The organism is Lactococcus sp. FSL W8-0209 (assembly GCF_038006585.1).
GTDB classification, from domain to species: domain Bacteria; phylum Bacillota; class Bacilli; order Lactobacillales; family Streptococcaceae; genus Lactococcus; species Lactococcus lactis.
In genome coordinates this window covers 341,699-357,835 of sequence record NZ_JBBOVN010000001.1, presented here as the reverse complement: position 1 = coordinate 357,835, position 16,137 = coordinate 341,699, and the positions used below count along the sequence as shown (strand labels likewise).

Annotated in this window: 15 protein-coding genes; 8 read left to right on the top strand and 7 right to left on the bottom strand. The window is 37.5% G+C overall.

The window, feature by feature from the left end:
- Window positions 1-50 precede the first annotated feature (50 nt).
- From prmA to MKX45_RS01790, 5 genes are all read right to left on the bottom strand, one after another.
- Window positions 51-1,004, bottom strand: coding sequence for a 50S ribosomal protein L11 methyltransferase (gene prmA / locus MKX45_RS01810; protein WP_128267442.1), 954 nt, complete (start codon window positions 1,002-1,004; stop codon window positions 51-53).
- A 17-nt stretch (window positions 1,005-1,021) separates the two neighbouring features.
- Entirely contained in the window at window positions 1,022-1,510 is a 489-nt protein-coding gene (locus tag MKX45_RS01805) for a YdeI/OmpD-associated family protein (protein ID WP_010905115.1), read from the bottom strand.
- Between the two features lie 37 nt (window positions 1,511-1,547).
- On the bottom strand, window positions 1,548-1,832 hold the full coding sequence (locus tag MKX45_RS01800) for a hypothetical protein (RefSeq protein WP_010905114.1): 285 nt from the start codon (window positions 1,830-1,832) through the stop codon (window positions 1,548-1,550).
- 130 nt (window positions 1,833-1,962) lie between these two features.
- Window positions 1,963-3,516, bottom strand: coding sequence for an ABC-F family ATP-binding cassette domain-containing protein (locus MKX45_RS01795; RefSeq protein WP_038598438.1), 1,554 nt, complete (start codon window positions 3,514-3,516; stop codon window positions 1,963-1,965).
- A gap of 29 nt (window positions 3,517-3,545) precedes the next feature.
- Entirely contained in the window at window positions 3,546-4,013 is a 468-nt protein-coding gene (locus MKX45_RS01790; protein WP_010905112.1) for a DUF3013 family protein, read from the bottom strand.
- A 151-nt stretch (window positions 4,014-4,164) separates the two neighbouring features.
- Here MKX45_RS01790 and MKX45_RS01785 point away from each other — a divergent pair, with 151 nt between their 5' ends.
- Genes MKX45_RS01785 through MKX45_RS01775 form a run of 3 tightly spaced genes read left to right on the top strand, consistent with a single transcriptional unit; the run spans window position 4,165 to window position 6,797 of the window.
- Entirely contained in the window at window positions 4,165-4,653 is a 489-nt protein-coding gene (locus MKX45_RS01785; RefSeq protein WP_340816740.1) for a GNAT family N-acetyltransferase, read from the top strand.
- 43 nt (window positions 4,654-4,696) lie between these two features.
- Window positions 4,697-5,956: a replication-associated recombination protein A gene (locus MKX45_RS01780; protein WP_057719830.1), complete on the top strand. Its 1,260-nt coding sequence runs from the start codon at window positions 4,697-4,699 to the stop codon at window positions 5,954-5,956.
- Window positions 5,957-6,011: 55 nt separating this feature from the next.
- Entirely contained in the window at window positions 6,012-6,797 is a 786-nt protein-coding gene (locus tag MKX45_RS01775) for a ParB/RepB/Spo0J family partition protein (protein ID WP_023189497.1), read from the top strand.
- A 52-nt stretch (window positions 6,798-6,849) separates the two neighbouring features.
- Here the strand turns inward: MKX45_RS01775 and MKX45_RS01770 are convergent, their stop codons facing one another.
- Entirely contained in the window at window positions 6,850-8,631 is a 1,782-nt protein-coding gene (locus tag MKX45_RS01770; RefSeq protein WP_057719831.1) for a heavy metal translocating P-type ATPase, read from the bottom strand.
- 363 nt (window positions 8,632-8,994) lie between these two features.
- On the opposite strand from MKX45_RS01770, the gene rpmF reads away from it, so the two are divergent.
- From rpmF to MKX45_RS01750, 4 genes are all read left to right on the top strand, one after another.
- The gene (gene rpmF, locus MKX45_RS01765) at window positions 8,995-9,168 is read left to right on the top strand and encodes a 50S ribosomal protein L32 (protein WP_010905107.1); all 174 of its coding nucleotides are present in this window, start codon (window positions 8,995-8,997) and stop codon (window positions 9,166-9,168) included.
- A 29-nt stretch (window positions 9,169-9,197) separates the two neighbouring features.
- Window positions 9,198-9,347, top strand: coding sequence for a 50S ribosomal protein L33 (gene rpmG / locus MKX45_RS01760; protein WP_003132258.1), 150 nt, complete (start codon window positions 9,198-9,200; stop codon window positions 9,345-9,347).
- A gap of 301 nt (window positions 9,348-9,648) precedes the next feature.
- Window positions 9,649-11,736 carry a DNA methyltransferase gene (locus MKX45_RS01755; protein WP_340816739.1) on the top strand — a complete coding sequence of 696 codons (2,088 nt, stop codon included), beginning with the start codon at window positions 9,649-9,651 and terminating at the stop codon, window positions 11,734-11,736.
- A 2-nt stretch (window positions 11,737-11,738) separates the two neighbouring features.
- A complete protein-coding gene (locus tag MKX45_RS01750; protein ID WP_340816738.1) occupies window positions 11,739-14,510 on the top strand; it encodes a DEAD/DEAH box helicase family protein in 2,772 nt (923 codons plus the stop codon).
- Window positions 14,511-14,575: 65 nt separating this feature from the next.
- Here MKX45_RS01750 and MKX45_RS01745 read toward each other — a convergent pair whose 3' ends face one another.
- A complete protein-coding gene (locus MKX45_RS01745) occupies window positions 14,576-15,376 on the bottom strand; it encodes a hypothetical protein (RefSeq protein WP_311929778.1) in 801 nt (266 codons plus the stop codon).
- A 177-nt stretch (window positions 15,377-15,553) separates the two neighbouring features.
- Here MKX45_RS01745 and MKX45_RS01740 point away from each other — a divergent pair, with 177 nt between their 5' ends.
- The gene (locus tag MKX45_RS01740) at window positions 15,554-15,976 is read left to right on the top strand and encodes a hypothetical protein (RefSeq protein ID WP_270227827.1); all 423 of its coding nucleotides are present in this window, start codon (window positions 15,554-15,556) and stop codon (window positions 15,974-15,976) included.
- Window positions 15,977-16,137: the final 161 nt, after the last annotated feature.

Below are 16,137 nucleotides of genomic sequence, written 5' to 3'. Positions count from 1 at the left end.
TTATTATGCTTCTCCATTGACTGAAAGATAAACGACTTTATTTAAGCCTTTTATCCACCAATGACGCCTTCACGATTTTCTGTTTTCTTGAAAATCAGGCAGTTCCATTCGCCTTGAATCATTCGTGTTTCAAGGAAAAATCCAGCTTTTTCTGCTGATGCAATGACCATGTCCGCTTTGTCAGCAATAATTCCTGACATAATGAGATAGCCTTCTTCTTTGACCAAGCGGAATGCGTCTTCCGTCATTAAAACAAGAATATCAGCCAAAATATTAGCCACAATGACATCCGCTTTTTTGTCAATTCCTTCAAGCAGATTGTTTGCTGAAACGTGAATTTTTTCATGACCAGGATTGAGTTCAATATTTTCTAAAGCCACACGCACAGCCACTTCATCAATATCATAAGCAAATATTTCTGCTGCCCCAAGATATGAAGCTGCAACTGACAGCACGCCCGAACCTGTTCCAACGTCAAGTAACGTTTCTCCACCACGAAGAACTTGTTCTAAGGCATAAAGTGACATTTTGGTCGTTGGATGTGTTCCAGTCCCAAAAGCCATACCAGGGTCAAGTCGAATCAATTTTTCAGAGCCTGTCGCCACGTAATCCTCTGTCCAACTCGGCACAATGGTTAAATCATGCGTAATTCGTGCTGGTTCAAAATACTTTTTCCAAGCTTCTGCCCAATTTGTTTCTGACAGGTTATTCGTTGTTACTGACAGACCTGTCAGTGAAAAATAATCACTCAAATTTGCGATTTTATGTTCAATTTCGGCTTTGAGTTCCACAATTGGCATATTTTCTGGATAATAAGCAGTAATTTCAACAAAACCAGATTGTTCAATTTCAGGAAGAACTTCGCCAAATTGGTCTTCGTGATTAAGATAATCAGCACTGTCATTAATTTCAACGCCGGCTGAACCCGCCTCTATCAGCAAAGCTGAAATGGCCTCTTCGGCTTCCCGACTGATTTTTATTGTGATTGAATTCCAATTATTCATTTATTTCATCTTTCTTTCTATGGTTTATCTCGGCCTACAAAAGAGTTCTTTCCCAGTAAGAAACCAATCGCTCGCCTAACATTTCGCTCGATAGCTTCTTCTGTTTTCAACCTTGCAATATAACGATTAATTTCAACTTGTTTAGAGGGAATTAATTGGTCAAATACTTTTTTTGCTTCCGGATTTTTGGCTAATGCTTCACTTAAAACTTGTGGTTGTTTGACAATTCGTGGCTCTGAATCATAGGAAATTGTAAAATCAAAGATTTCCCCGATTCTTTTAGGCGAATTTTTCAGCATCGTCGTATTGACATATAAGCGCCAATCCCCTTTGAAAAACATTAGATTTTGCTGATAAGTTTTTTCATTAATCTGACCACAAATAGGAATGGGCGATTTTTCTCGTCCTGAATCCTGAAATATTTTCTGCAAAATATCTGGCGGTACAGCCACAAAGGGATTGATACCGATAATTTCCAGTTCAGCTTGAAAACTATAACTTTTCATAGTGCCCTTAAAGTCCTCTTTTCTGTCAGTAAAAAATTTACTTTTCAAGTTTTTTTAGTTCTCTTTGCATTCGCGAAACAAATTTTTTTGCTGACTTAAAATCTTCATCATCAACATATTCAACAGCATCTTCAAGCAAATCAATCCAACTCAATATCTCTGAGTTAAAATTGTTCACATCGTACTTTTTAAATTCTGTCAGTAAAATTTTAAGCGTCTTTACTAACTGTAAGCTCCGATAACGCCGCTCTGAGCGGCGTTTTGCCAAAGTTCGTGCATAATCTTGTTCGGGATTTTCCCAAGGATGAAGTTTCTGAGTCATTTTTCTCCTAATACTGTTTAATTTTTCATGCAAACCATTTCTTGTGTTTGTGCAAGCTAGTATAACTGCAGTTCAACTACCAATTTTTAAGAAAAATTAGAGATGAACTAGCATAAGAATTAATCAGTAATTACAAAATACGAGTTGTCCATTCTTCACAGTTAATGACATCAGAAACTAGACCTTCATAAAATTCTGGTTCATGTGAAACCATTAAAACAGTTCCCGGATATTCAATCAATGCACGTTTGAGTTCTTCTTTAGCGTCCACGTCCAAATGATTGGTTGGTTCATCCAAGATGAGAATGTTAGATTCGGTATTCATTAATTTAGCAAAACGTAATTTTGCTTGTTCTCCACCTGAAAGAACATAAACACGTGATTCAATTTGTTTGGCCGTCAAGCCCACTCGAGCAAGTGCCCCGCGGAGTTCTGCTTGATTCCAACTTGGATACTCATCCCATAAATCATCAAGTACCGTTTTTTGCGAAGGATTTTTGATTTCTTGCTCATAGTAAGCAATATCTTGGAAATTTCCTTTTTCAACTTCCCCATCAAGACTCGGAATCAAGCCCATTAAACTCTTGAGCAAAGTCGATTTCCCAATCCCGTTGGAACCAATAAAGGCAATTTTTTGTCCAGATTCTACTTTTAAATTAATTTCTGACGACAAAGGTTCATTGTAACCAATAACTAAATCTTTTGCCTCAAAAACGAGACGACTTGGTTTTCTACTAAATTTAAAATCAAAATGAGGTTTTGGCTTTTCAGAAATAGTCTCAACAATTTCCATTTTCGCCAATTTTTTCTCACGCGCTTTTGCTTGGCCAGACGTTGCCACATTCGCTTTTTTACGGGCAATGAAATCTTTAAGTTTAGCTTGTTCAGCGACCTGCGCATTATGCAAAGATTCAAGCTGTGCCTTTTTCTCTTCAAAGACACGTTCAAATTCCGCATACCCCATTGAATAGCGGGTAATCCCTAGACCATGCACATGATAAATGATATTGACCACTTCATCCATAAATGGCACATCATGCGAAATCAAAATAAAGGCATTTTCATAGTTTTTAAGGTAATTTTTCAACCATAAAATATGTTCTTCATCCAAATAGTTTGTTGGTTCATCCAAAAGCAAGATATCTGGTTTTTCAAGCAAAAGTTTACCAAGTAAAATTTTTGTTCTTTGCCCTCCAGAAAGCTCGGCTACATCTTTATCCAAAAGAGGAGTTAAACCAAGTCCTCGTGCTGTTTCTTCAACTTTGGCATCAATGAGATAAAAGTCACTATTATCCAATTCTTCTTGAAGTTCTCCTACATTCTCAAGCGCAGCATTCATCTCATCTTCTGACATTTCTGCCATTTTCATGTAAGTATCATTGATTTGCGCTTCTATATCAAAAAGATATTGAAAAGCCTCAGCCAATGCTTCACGCGTCGTTTTACCTTTTCCAAGCGCAGCGTGTTGATCCATATAGCCAACCCGGTGTTTTTTAGACCAGATTACTTTTCCCTCATCAGGAACCAGAGTTCCTGTGATAATATTCATGAAAGTTGATTTACCCTCACCATTTGCCCCAACAAAGCCGATGTGCTCACCTTTTAGCAAACGGAAACTTACATCTTCAAAAATTGCGCGGTCACCAAAACCGTGGGATAGATTTTTTACATTTAAAATACTCATTTTTTATTTCTTAAATCTTTCTAAATTTCTTAATATCTTGGATACTTATAAAAGTCTGTTTCAGATAAATCAGCAATGCCATTTTCAAAAGCTTCTTTATCCCAATTGACTGAAAATTCTTCGGCAGCTTCATCAGCTAGAAAGTCCATTAAATCATCCAAGCCTTGATCGGCACTTTCTTGTAAAAATTGAGCAAAATAAGCCAAAAATTCACGAGATAAGCCTTTTTCACCATAAGGAATTGTTGCCAAATAATCATTTTCATCAAAACGTGATTTAGCGGGATTATAAAATAAAACTGCATCCTCATAGACGATATTTTCTGCTGATTCTACTCCTTCTGCATCAGTCAAAAGCGCTCCAGAACTATTTTCTGCCTCTAGTAAAAAGCTGACTTCTACCGCAAAATTACGCTTATCCCAATTCATTTCAAAATCATAAGTAAATCCTTTTTCTAAAACTTCTTCCAAAACATCTAAAAACCCAAATTTAGCCATTGTTCACACCCTCTTTATATTATGTTAAAATAATTATAACAAAAATTTGCTCTAGAAAAGTCGCAAGACTTAATAAATCAGTTCATTTAATAGCTTTTTTACGTTTAGAATGTGTAAATAGATATTTTTTTAGAATTTGGAGAAAGATTTAATGGAAATTAGAAAAATAGAACCACGTGACTTTGTCAAAGTTGCTCAATTGGAAAATGAAAATTGGACCTTAGCTTCAACTCCACATGTCATGGATTCCTCAGCAGAAAAAATTATCGGTAAAATTATGACTGGAACCACTTATTTTCTGGCAGTAGAAAATGATGAAATTCTTGGAATACTTGATTACGGCCCCCGCCACAAATCTGAATTTGGAAGACATACTGTCACCTTTGGCATTATGACAGCACAAGAAGCCAGAGGTAAGGGCGTGGCTACTACACTAATAAACTTCTTTATTGATTTTGCAAAAAAAGAAGGATTCAAAAAAATTACAATTCAAGTGATGGGTTCAAATCCAGCAGCCTTGAAACTTTATAATAAATTAGGCTTTGTTGAAGAAGGACGTTTGAAAAAAGAATTTGTCATTGATGGTGAACATATTGATGATTACATTCTCACTTTCTATCTAGACAAAAGCCTTATGTAAACCAGATTTACATTTGTTGTAAACCTATGGATTGGAGAATAATATGGCACAAAATCTTGCAAGACGAATGAGACCACGAAATATTGATGAAATTGTTGGACAAAAACATTTAGTTGGTAAAGGAAAAATCATTCGCCGAATGGTCGAAACTCAACTTCTTTCAAGTATGATTCTCTACGGACCTCCTGGCATTGGTAAAACTTCAATTGCTTCAGCAATTGCTGGAACAATGAATGTCGCATTTCGGACATTTAATGCAACGACAGACACTAAAAAAAGACTTCAAGAAATAGCCTCAGAAGCCGAATTTTCTGGTCAGCTTGTTTTATTACTTGATGAAATTCATCGCCTAGACAAACCTAAACAAGATTTTCTTTTACCACTTTTAGAAAACGGACAAATTATTTTAATTGGAGCAACAACCGAAAACCCTTATTTTTCAGTTGTTCCAGCGATTCGTTCTCGCGTACAGATTTTTGAATTAAAACCTTTAGAACCAGAAGATTTAGAATTTGCTGTAAACCTAAGTTTACAAGATAAAGAACGTGGATTTGATTTTGATGTGACCATTGACGATGATGCACTTTACTTTTTAATTCATTCAACTAATGGGGATTTACGTTCTACTTTTAATGCCTTAGAATTAGCCGTTCTTTCCTCAGAAGAACACCATGTCACTTTAGATGATATGGAAAATTCTTTACAAAGAAAAGCTGCAACTTTTGATAAAGAGGGCGATGCTCATTATGACTTGCTTTCTGCTTTACAAAAGTCAATTCGTGGTTCTGATGTCAACGCAAGTTTACACTATGCGGCTCGTTTAATTGAGGGCGGAGATTTGCAGAGTCTAGCCCGGCGCTTAACCGTTATGGCTTATGAAGATATTGGTTTAGCAAATCCTGATGCCGCACTTCATACGGTTACAGCATTATCAGCAGCCGAAAAACTCGGTTTTCCTGAGGCACGGATTCCCCTTGCCAATATCATTATTGACTTGGCTTTATCCCCTAAATCAAACGCGGCTTATTTAGCGATGGATGAAGCCATTGCTGATTTAGGAAAATATGGAAATCTTGCTGTACCACCACACTTACAGGATGGCCATTACGCTGGGGCAAAAGATTTAGGAAGGTCTGTAGAATACCAATATGCTCATAATTTTCCTAATCACTGGGTAAACCAACAGTACTTACCTGATAAAATTAAAAATGCTGATTATTTCCGTCCTGATGATATGGGAAGATATGAAAAAGCACTTCACAGTCGTAAAGAATGGATTGATGAACAAAAAAAGAGGAACTGACAAATCTGTCAGTAAAATAGAGCACAATAAAATTTACTGACAGAAAGTGAAAAATATGGTAGAACAAATCACTCAACTTAAGTTGTCAACAATTGTAAAAAACCCTTACCAGCCTCGTCTTGTTTTTGATGAGGATAAATTAAAAGAATTGGCTAATTCTATCCAAGAAAATGGCGTTTTACAACCCATAATCGTTCGTAAATCAAAACTTGTTGGCTATGAGCTTTTAGCAGGTGAACGTCGGTTTCAAGCTTCAAAATTAGCTGGTTTAGAAACTATACCAGCAATTATTAGAAGCTATTCTGATGAAGAAATGATGACTCTCTCAATTTTAGAAAATTTGCAGAGAGAAAATCTCAATCCACTAGAAGAGTCCAAAAGCTTGGCACAACTGGCTGACAAATTGGGAATGACCCACGATCAAATCGCTAAGGCCCTTGGAAAATCAAGGTCTTATGTCTCTAATCTTATTCGTTTACTTGGTTTGCCTGACACAATTTTGAAGCATGTTGAAAATCGAGATATTTCACCTGCTCACGCTAGAACACTTTTAGCTGAAAAAAATCCTAAAAAGCAATTAGAGCTCGTTGATAAAATAATTAAAGAGCAGCTCAATGTCAGAGCACTTGAAGCTATTATTTATGGTGAAGAAAAAGTTACTGACAAATCTGTCAGTAAATTAAATATCAATCTTTTTACTGACGAAACTGAAAAAGAACTGATGAAAAAATTGGGAAATAGGGTTAAGATTCAAGCAAATAAAAAATATCAAGGGAATTTATCCATTCATTTTGATAATCTTGATGAACTGGAACATCTAATAAAATTACTAAAAAAATAAAAAAAATTTACTGACAGAGGACTTTTAAGCATTCCGTCAGTAAATTTTTTCTTTATCCTCTTAAAGCCCGAAGCGCATAGAGAATTGAAACAACATCAATGATCTCTTGGAACAAAGCTCCAATCACAGCTGGAATCACTCCCAGAGCTGCAATAAACATCAAAATAATACAAATGATAATCCCAATCATGACCGCTTGTTTAGCAATTTTTAACGTATCACGACTGATTTCAATAGATGTCGTCACTTTCCTAAGGTCATTTTGCAATAGAACAATGTCAGCCGCTTCACTTGCAACTGTACCTGAGCCCACACCAATCGAAATTCCAACATCTGCTGTGGCTAGAGCTGGAGCGTCATTAACTCCATCGCCAACCATAATTACTGGTCTATTCGTCGCATTTTTAATAAATTTTAATTTTTCATCTGGCATCAAACCTGCATAAACATTGTCAATTCCAACAGTGCTCGCAATTTTATCAGCAACAAGTTGATTGTCACCCGTCAACATTGTAATCTTTTCAAGACCAATTTTTCTCATCTGAGCAATTGTTTCTTTAGTTTCTGGTCTTAAAGTATCAGAAAAAGTGACCGCCCCAATATATTTACCAGCTTTACTCACATAAAATGCTGTTTCATAGTTAAGATTTTCAGGTGCATAAGCAAAAGAACTTCGGCCAATTTTAATTTCTTGACCTTTGATTTCTCCAATCACACCAAGTCCAGCAACCTCAGTTAAAGAGGTCAATTTTAATGGTTGAACCTTTTTATTTTCAGCATATTCAACAACAGCTTTTGCCAAAATATGACCACTTGATTTTTCAACCGTGTAAACCAACTGTAAAAGTTCTACTTCATCTACCGTTTCTATTGGTTTTAGACTGTCAACCTTAATTGTCCCCTCAGTAATTGTACCTGTTTTATCTAAAAATATTTCCCGAGCTTTTGCTAATTTTTCGATGACTGTTCCATTTTTGATTAATGCTCCATTTTGACTAGAGCGACTCATTCCCGAAACAAACGCGATAGGGGCTGCCAAAATCAATGGACAAGGGCTTGCAACCACTAGGACTTCCGCAATCCGCACTGGGTCACCAGAAATAAAGTAAGCAACTGCTGCAATAAGATAGGCAATAATTGTAAAAGGAACAGCATAACGATCAGCCAGACGTACAAATTGAGCTGGAGTTTTCTCCGTTTCTTTAACCAGTTCTACAATTTTTTGAAACTGTGATTCTGCCGCTATCACCGTAGTTTCAATCTGGATACTAGAATTCCCATTGATAGCTCCCGAAAGAACAGGATCACCTTTTACTAATTCATTCGGCTTGGTTTCACCCGTCAATGACGCTGTATCAAGTACCACTGCCTCAGAAATAAGTTTCCCGTCAATTGGAATAATTTCCATCGGTCTAATCAATAAATGACTCCCGACTTCCACATGGTCTATCGGCAAATCGACCACCTTATCTCCTTTTTGCACATGAGCAATATCAGGCGACTTATCTAATAAAGCAGCTAAAGCTCGGTGAGCTCGACCATTTGCATAGTCTTCTAAACTCTCACCTCCAACAAGCATGAGAATAATAATCAAAGAGGCCCAATATTCGCCCACTAGTAAAGTAGCAATAATGGCCGTGATGGCCAATAAGTCAACACCATAAGAGCCAGACCGTAAAGTTTTAATCATTTCAATCAGCATTGAGAAAGCCAAGACTCCCCCAGCAATTGTAACAATTAAGCGTGCCAAAAAAGGCTGATTAAAGCCAAAGTAAGCAATTAATGCCACGCCTGCAATGACAAAAACAAGAATCAGTTTTTTCCAGTTCTTCATTCATTTCTCCTTAAAAATTTAATTGTCCTAGAACATTGCCCTGCTTTGTGAGGAGTTTTTACGACCTGATTGTCTTCTCCTTACGCCGCTTTGATTCTTTCGAAGCTGAGCTTAAATTTTTAAGTTATCCGTTAAGTTACTTCTATTTTATCAAATTTGCGCTAAAGGCCCTATCATTTTAGTTGTCAAAGATATTTGTCAGTACTTTTGCTTACTCAAATTTTACTGACAGAAAGGTTTGCAAAAAATTGTCAAGTAATTTTACTTTACAAAACTTGCATTTCTGAAAATTTATGCTATACTAATAAAGTACGTTTTTGCACTCTGCAAGAACGAGATAAAATTCTACGGAGGAAAAAAACAATGGCAGTACCTGCACGTCACACTTCATCAGCAAAGAAAAACCGTCGTCGTACACATTACAAATTGACAGCTCCAACTGTTACTTTTGACGAAACTACTGGTGACTACCGTCACTCACATCGCGTTTCACTTAAAGGCTACTACAAAGGCCGCAAAGTTCGCGACACTAAATAATTCGACAAAAGTTATAGAAAGGGACTATCATGCGCGTAAATATTACACTTGAACACAAAGAATCTGGTGAACGTCTGTACCTTACTCAAAAGAACAAACGCAACACCCCAGACAAATTGGAACTTAAAAAATACTCTAAAAAATTGCGTAAACACGTAATCTTTAAAGAAGTTAAATAAGACTTCTTTACACGGCAATTAAGCTTTAAAATATTGCTGTACTGCGATTTATCAGAAATGAAATTTCAGTACATAGCAATAAAAATCAGTTGAATTACCATCAAAACTACCATCTTTTGCGTGAAATAAAAATCGGGAAGATTGAGAGACAGTGCTTGTTTACAGGTGCTGTTTTTTATTTTGATACCATCAAAATCTGAGCGAGTCTGTCAAGCTTGTACTTAAAACAAAAACAGGGCAACTTTCGCCCCTCCAAAAATGATATAATAGGCATATAAAAAAACAAAGGAAAGAACCACTAATGGCAACCATTGAACCGAGAATTTTCGACGAGCTGAAAACTGCACTATCCTCTTTTGGAAAAAAGTATTTTATCAGCGACGAACTCAACCGCTCAAAACTGACCGATGACTTGCGAGCTTATGACGAAGCTCTGCTTTCTCGTCTTTTTGAGATTGACTTCATCAAGCAGCACTATATCAAAGAAGTCTCAGGGCAGAAGCTCTTTCAGATTGAACAATTACAAGACGCTATCTTGTATAACGACTATTGGGACACGAGCTATACCAAGTATGAAAACCGTGTCGGCTTGGCGAGTAATGGAAAATTTTTGCAGGACAGCCAAGACGTTGTTTTGGACTTTCCTTTCAAAGATGGTGTCTTGACGGCAAACATGACAAAAGAAGATGCCGAAGAAGGTTATGACGACGCTTTTCTGAATGAAGTGATTGAAAAAGATGAGATTGACCGCCTTTTTGACAAGAAAATTTTGACGAACGTCAAAAGGTATGGGCAAGCAAGAACAGAACAGGTAGATGATAGGATTGTTTCTTTTGATAAGAAGAACGACAATCTGATTATCAAAGGAAACAATCTACTGGCATTACATACGCTGGCGGGTAAATATGCAGGTCAAATCAAGCTTATTTATATTGACCCACCTTACAATACAGGGTCAGATTCTTTTGCGTATAATGATAAATTTAATCACTCCGCTTGGCTTACTTTTATGAAAAATCGTTTAGAAATTGCTCGAGATTTACTGGCTGATGATGGTCTTCTTTGGGTACAAACAGATGATGTGGAAGTCAACTATCTCGGAGTACTTCTTGATGATATTTTTGAACGAAAAAATTTCATTAACTTAATTACTGTAAAAACAAAAATCGGTGGTGTATCAGGAAGTTCGGGGGGTAAAAGCTTAAAAGACGTCACTGAATTTATTCAAGTTTATGCAAAGAACAAGGAGCAAATCAATTTAGAACCTGTCTATGCGATGACACCAGTTTGGGATTATATTCAAGAGGAGTATATTGAAGCGGGTAAAAGCTGGAAATATACGTCTGTTTTGACAGAGCTCGGAGAAAGGGAACTCATCAAATTTGACGAAAAAGCAAATCGAAAGTATTATCATTATCCTAATGCCAAGCAGATGTCAGTCAAGCAGTATGCGACAGAAAATAACATGACCGAGGAAGAGGTTTATAATGCTGTTCCTGAAAAGATTTTTCGGTCAACCAATGCTCAGTCATCAGTTCGTGCAACAGTTATGGAGGAAACAAAATCAGTAAGTACTGGATTAGTAAGTATTGAGTATGTCCCAACAAAAGGGAAAAATAAAGATTCACTAACTGAAATTCTTTATACAGCAACAGGTGCAACAAATATGTTGATGTTTTTATCAGATATGCTAACAGAAGATAAAGATGGAAAATTACTTTATAAAGAAAAATTGACGACTCTTTGGGACGATATTCAATATAACAACTTGTCAAAAGAAGGGAAAGTGGATTTTCCAAATGGTAAGAAGCCTGAGAAATTGCTCCAAAATATTATAGAAATGTCGAGCTATAAGGGCGACTATGTTATGGATTTCTTCGGAGGGTCAGGTTCAACCGCAGCCGTTGCTCACAAACTGGGTAGGAGGTGGATTACTTGTGAGCAAATTGAAACGCAGGTTGAAAAGATGAAAGAGAGGCTTCAAAATGTTATTACTGGTGCAGATGATAAAGGGATTTCTTCTGATGTAAAATGGCAAGGCGGTGGCTCTTTCGTCTATGCTGAGCTTTTCCCTAAAAATATGGGTTACTTGCAAGACATTATCCACTCGTCAGATTTGACGGAACTCAAAACTGTTTATGACCGTATGCTCTCAGGTATTGACGGTTCACAAGAACCTGCTGACCTTTCTTTCCGTGCTGACCTTGATAAAATAGAATGGGAAGCCTCAAAGGTCAAATTTGACGATCAGAAGCGTTTGCTTGTCAAATTACTGGACAAAAATGGGCTTTATTATAATTATTCGGAAATTGACGATACAGTTGTCCGTGAGTTTCTTTCAAAGGAAGATATAGCTTTCAATAAAGCATTCTATGAAAGTGAGGCTTGACGATGGCAAAGGCAAAAAAGAATAAAGAAAAGACGCTCCAATTTCCGCTCATTGAACAAGCTAGACACGCTGACAATGCTTTCCTTGATGAAGCTGGTAACACTCTTGAGCACGCTTCTTTTGAAGTCCCAAGCTATATCGATGAAAATCTTCTTCATACGCTGCGAAACTATCAAAATCAGGCTCTAAGAAATTATCATTTTACACAAACCCATATTCAGCCAAACCCTCAGCACGTGCTTTTCAATATGGCAACGGGTTCAGGTAAGACCGACTTGATGGCAGCTTTGATTCTGTATCTCTATCAAGAGCATAATTATCAAAACTTCCTTTTCACAGTCAATACAAACTCAGTCTTAATGAAAACAGAGGATAATCTCGTCAATGCTGCAAGTGAGAAATATCTTTTCAATGAGAAAATTGAAATTGATGGCAACACTATTGCCATCAAAAAAGTGGAACGCTTCCCACGACTTACTCAAGCAAACACTATCTATATTAAACTTTCCTTGGTGCAAAATGTATTTGATGGCCTTTTCACGATAAAAGAGGGGACGATGGGACTTTCTGACTACGAACGCCACCCTGTCGCTATCCTAGCCGACGAAGCCCACCACTACTCAGCCAGCACCAAGTCGTCGGAGAAAGACGCTGAAAATACATGGGAATCAGCGATTAACAAGATTTGGAATGCTCGTAACAATGAGGAGCAAAAAAATCTCCTGCTGGAATTTACAGCGACCGTGGGTTTTGAAAAAGAAGCCATCTATGATAAATACCGTGATAAAGTGGTCTATCGCTATCCTTTGAGCAAATTCATGCTTGACGGTTACTCAAAGCAAGTTAAGCGGATTGAAACTTCTGCGAGTGATGAAGATAAAATGCTAAATGTGGTCTTGCTCTCACAGTTCAGAAAATACCGTGCTCAGATTGAGGGGGTAACAGGGAATTTCAAACCTGTCATCATGTTCAAATCGGCAAAGGTGGACATTTCAATTGCTGCGACAAAAGCCTTTAAAACACTGATTGCAAACTTGAATGCAAGTAAGCTCAGCAATTTTATCAAGCGGCAACAGCTTTTAGACAGCAATGACAGCTCAGCTTTAGAGCTTGCTTACACTTTCTATCTGAAAAACGAGGATAGACTGGCGGACATTGTGCGAGAAATCAAGCATGACTTTGACCCTAAAAACGTGCTGAATGTTAACGATAAAAGCGGAAATATGCTTGAAAAAGGGCAGTACGAGGCACTCAACACGCTTGAAAGCCCGAATAATTTTTATCGTGTGGTTTTTGCTGTCGCAAAACTGACTGAGGGTTGGGACGTGCTCAACCTTTATGATATTGTGCGAATCACTGAAAGTGCTGCCACCAATAAAGATGCCACGATGGTGGAAGCTCAGCTGATTGGACGTGGGGCTCGTTACTATCCTTTTGAGATTGAGGGCGTAAAAAGTTATAGCCGCCGCTTTGATGGCGATTCCTCAAATAAGCAGCTATTTCTTGAAACTCTGCATTATCACACAATGAATGAGCCACAATATCTCAAGCAGCTTGTTGGCTCACTCAAACAGATGGACTTGCCAACAGGAAAAGACAAGCAAAACCCACCGATTGAAATTAAAGTCAAATCTGCTTTCAAACGGACGGACGCTTGGAGAAACGGAAAGATTTACTACAACGAATCCGTTGAAGTGCCTGACAGTTACTTTGATAGTCTCGAAAAGTATGGAATCAATCACAGGGAAGACATTCAACGTTATCTGAATTATGGCTCACGAGAAGTGGATTATCGTACGATTGACCTCAGCCAAAATACAAAATCTATCCACGTGAAGAAGTTTGACGCTCGCTATATCAAGAAAGCATTGCAAAAGTTGGATTTCTACCACTTTGCAAACTTGAAAAAATATCTTCCACAACTAAACTCAATGAAAGAGTTTATTCATGACGAAAAATGGCTAAATGCTGATAAGCTAAAGCTCTTTCTTACAGTTCCGCAAGAATACCGCTCAGAAGCGTTGACGGCAGATGAAATATTGAAAGTAACCATTGATTTACTCAAAGAGTATCAAGTGAAAATTCAATCGGGTTATGTGAAAGAGCGAGGTACAAACAAATTCAAAGGTTACCCAATCAAGGACTATCTGAGCAATTATAATAAACGGGTGCCTGAATACGACACGACAACTCAGATAAGTGGGCAACAGCATATTACCGTTCATGAAATGCCTGACGATTTCTTTATCTATGAAAAAGCTATCGTCAATAACCTTGAATATGAACTTATTGAACGAGTTAAAGCTTATGTTGACGCCTTAAGAGATAAATATAAAAAAGCCGTTTACCTTTTCCGCATGGACGAGAATATGCACCGTGAATCAATAAAAAGCGAAGCTCTCAAGCTTCATCAATATGGAAAACCAACTCAAGCCGATGGAAAAACTCCGAGCGATGTTCACTTAAGCGGCTTCCAGCCTGACTTTATCCTTTTTTTGGAAGATGAATCTGACTTTTACTTCCAAATTTTCATCGAACCAAAAGGAATGAGTGGCGACCGTTTTGTCAAGGAACTATGGAAAGAAGAACTGCTTGCCTACATGACAACTCATCAAGGAGAGATTGAGTTTGAAGATGACGCTGTTAACGTAAAAGTGAGCGGTCTCAAATTCTACACCAAAGATGACGGACAGGACACGATGAAGCAGCTCCGTGAGATGACGGGAATTAAAGAAAATCAAAAGCAAGAGGAAGCTTTGCTTTCCGTTGAATAAAAAACATTATCAAACTCAAAAACACGACCAGCGGAATTTGCTGATCGTGTTTTTTGATGTAAGATCTAATATTCTTCAATTTTCGTGTAGTAGTTTTTATTATTAGCAAATTTATCAGTAAACTCCAACCCTTCTGGCGTGAATTGAGCGTCATAATCTTCTTGAGTTTCAACTAAAATCTGACAATCAGCAAGCAGCTTATCCTCATCAAGGTCAAATTTTTCTGAGAAGAGAGCGTCTAACATGATTTCTCTTTTTTTATTCCTGAAAATTTCTGAGTTTTTAGTAAGTGGGGTCGTGTCAGGGGCATTTGCAAGAAGATATGGGCTACTGACAAAATCTTGAAATTCTTTTTCTTTTTGCTTTATAAATTCTTGAATTTCTTTTTCTATTTGCTTTCTAAATTCTTCCTCCAAGAGTTTTCGTTTTGCTTGAGATAACGGGTCATTGCTATAGAGATTTGATAATTCTTCCATCTCCTGCCGATTTTCTTGCTCGATATTATTGCTCATTTCTTCATAATATTTTGAGCCATGATGATTTCTTAATTCCTTTTCAACCTTTTTCCTCTCGTCCGAACGCAACTTATTGAGAAAATAGTCTTTGCAATAATCATTAAGAATATCATTTTTTACCGCCTCAGTATACGCTTTCACAGGCCTCTTTGAAACTTTCTTTTTTCCCACAGATTCAGTTATAGCATTGGGTTGTTGTCGTTTTTTCCCAGTAGGGTCAATGTTTTTGTTTTTGAGAGTTCTGTCTATGTGTTTCCTCATGGTAGGAATTTCGGTTTCTATGACTTCTATTTTGAAAAAATCGTGTGCTTCCTGCAAAATATCGGTAATAGAAAATAAATTATCGTTCATTGTCATGTCCTTTGTTTTGTCGTTTATTACACTCTTAATAATACCACTATTATAGTATTTTGTAAAAATTATTGTCTTTTATTGTCGTTTATTATTTTGCTACAATAATATTAGAAAGTCAAAGGGACTTTCTCGGCAAGTGGACGAGCCACTGCAAAATGAAAGGTCGTATTCACTATGACAGAAAAACAATCACTCGCTACTGCCTCAGTCAAGGAAACCCTTGCTGCCGCAACGCACAAACCTCTCATCGAACTGCTCGCTGTTCCAGAAGTTGCAATTATCAAAGACGTCCGCACCTCTTACGCCTACGATGACAAGACCAACGAGCGGACAGAAACCGTCATTAAACAAACCGTTACTGCAATGGTCGGCACAACAATTGACGACGCCGAGCAAATTACATTCGACTACATAGGCACTCCAATTATCGATGACAATTTGACTGCAATTATTGGTCAGCGTGTTCAGCTCAAACAAGTCAGTTTTGGTCTCATTGCAAACATGGTAAATCGCCGCTTTGTTGGATACAATGCCACCGGCTTCAAGCTCATTGTCGACGAGATGATTCCCGTTCCAAAGCCTCAGCCGCAGAAATAACTAAGACAATCTACGTTGGGACTTGTAAGACTTGCTCTCTGCAACAATAGCAAGCTTTGCAAGCCATTACGTGGCTAAAAACATTACTAAAACGAAAGGTCGTATTCATTATGACAAAAAAACACAGAACAATCATCATCAGCAAGGGCTCCCCCGTTGCT

Bases quoted from the DNA above. Each gene is read 5' to 3' on its own strand.
- prmA (WP_128267442.1), bottom strand. From the start codon at position 1,004: ATGAATAATTGGAATTCAATCACAATAAAAATCAGTCGGGAAGCCGAA.
- MKX45_RS01805 (WP_010905115.1), bottom strand. From the start codon at position 1,510: ATGAAAAGTTATAGTTTTCAAGCTGAACTGGAAATTATCGGTATCAAT.
- MKX45_RS01800 (WP_010905114.1), bottom strand. From the start codon at position 1,832: ATGACTCAGAAACTTCATCCTTGGGAAAATCCCGAACAAGATTATGCA.
- MKX45_RS01795 (WP_038598438.1), bottom strand. From the start codon at position 3,516: ATGAGTATTTTAAATGTAAAAAATCTATCCCACGGTTTTGGTGACCGC.
- MKX45_RS01790 (WP_010905112.1), bottom strand. From the start codon at position 4,013: ATGGCTAAATTTGGGTTTTTAGATGTTTTGGAAGAAGTTTTAGAAAAA.
- MKX45_RS01785 (WP_340816740.1), top strand. From the start codon at position 4,165: ATGGAAATTAGAAAAATAGAACCACGTGACTTTGTCAAAGTTGCTCAA.
- MKX45_RS01780 (WP_057719830.1), top strand. From the start codon at position 4,697: ATGGCACAAAATCTTGCAAGACGAATGAGACCACGAAATATTGATGAA.
- MKX45_RS01775 (WP_023189497.1), top strand. From the start codon at position 6,012: ATGGTAGAACAAATCACTCAACTTAAGTTGTCAACAATTGTAAAAAAC.
- MKX45_RS01770 (WP_057719831.1), bottom strand. From the start codon at position 8,631: ATGAAGAACTGGAAAAAACTGATTCTTGTTTTTGTCATTGCAGGCGTG.
- rpmF (WP_010905107.1), top strand. From the start codon at position 8,995: ATGGCAGTACCTGCACGTCACACTTCATCAGCAAAGAAAAACCGTCGT.
- rpmG (WP_003132258.1), top strand. From the start codon at position 9,198: ATGCGCGTAAATATTACACTTGAACACAAAGAATCTGGTGAACGTCTG.
- MKX45_RS01755 (WP_340816739.1), top strand. From the start codon at position 9,649: ATGGCAACCATTGAACCGAGAATTTTCGACGAGCTGAAAACTGCACTA.
- MKX45_RS01750 (WP_340816738.1), top strand. From the start codon at position 11,739: ATGGCAAAGGCAAAAAAGAATAAAGAAAAGACGCTCCAATTTCCGCTC.
- MKX45_RS01745 (WP_311929778.1), bottom strand. From the start codon at position 15,376: ATGAACGATAATTTATTTTCTATTACCGATATTTTGCAGGAAGCACAC.
- MKX45_RS01740 (WP_270227827.1), top strand. From the start codon at position 15,554: ATGACAGAAAAACAATCACTCGCTACTGCCTCAGTCAAGGAAACCCTT.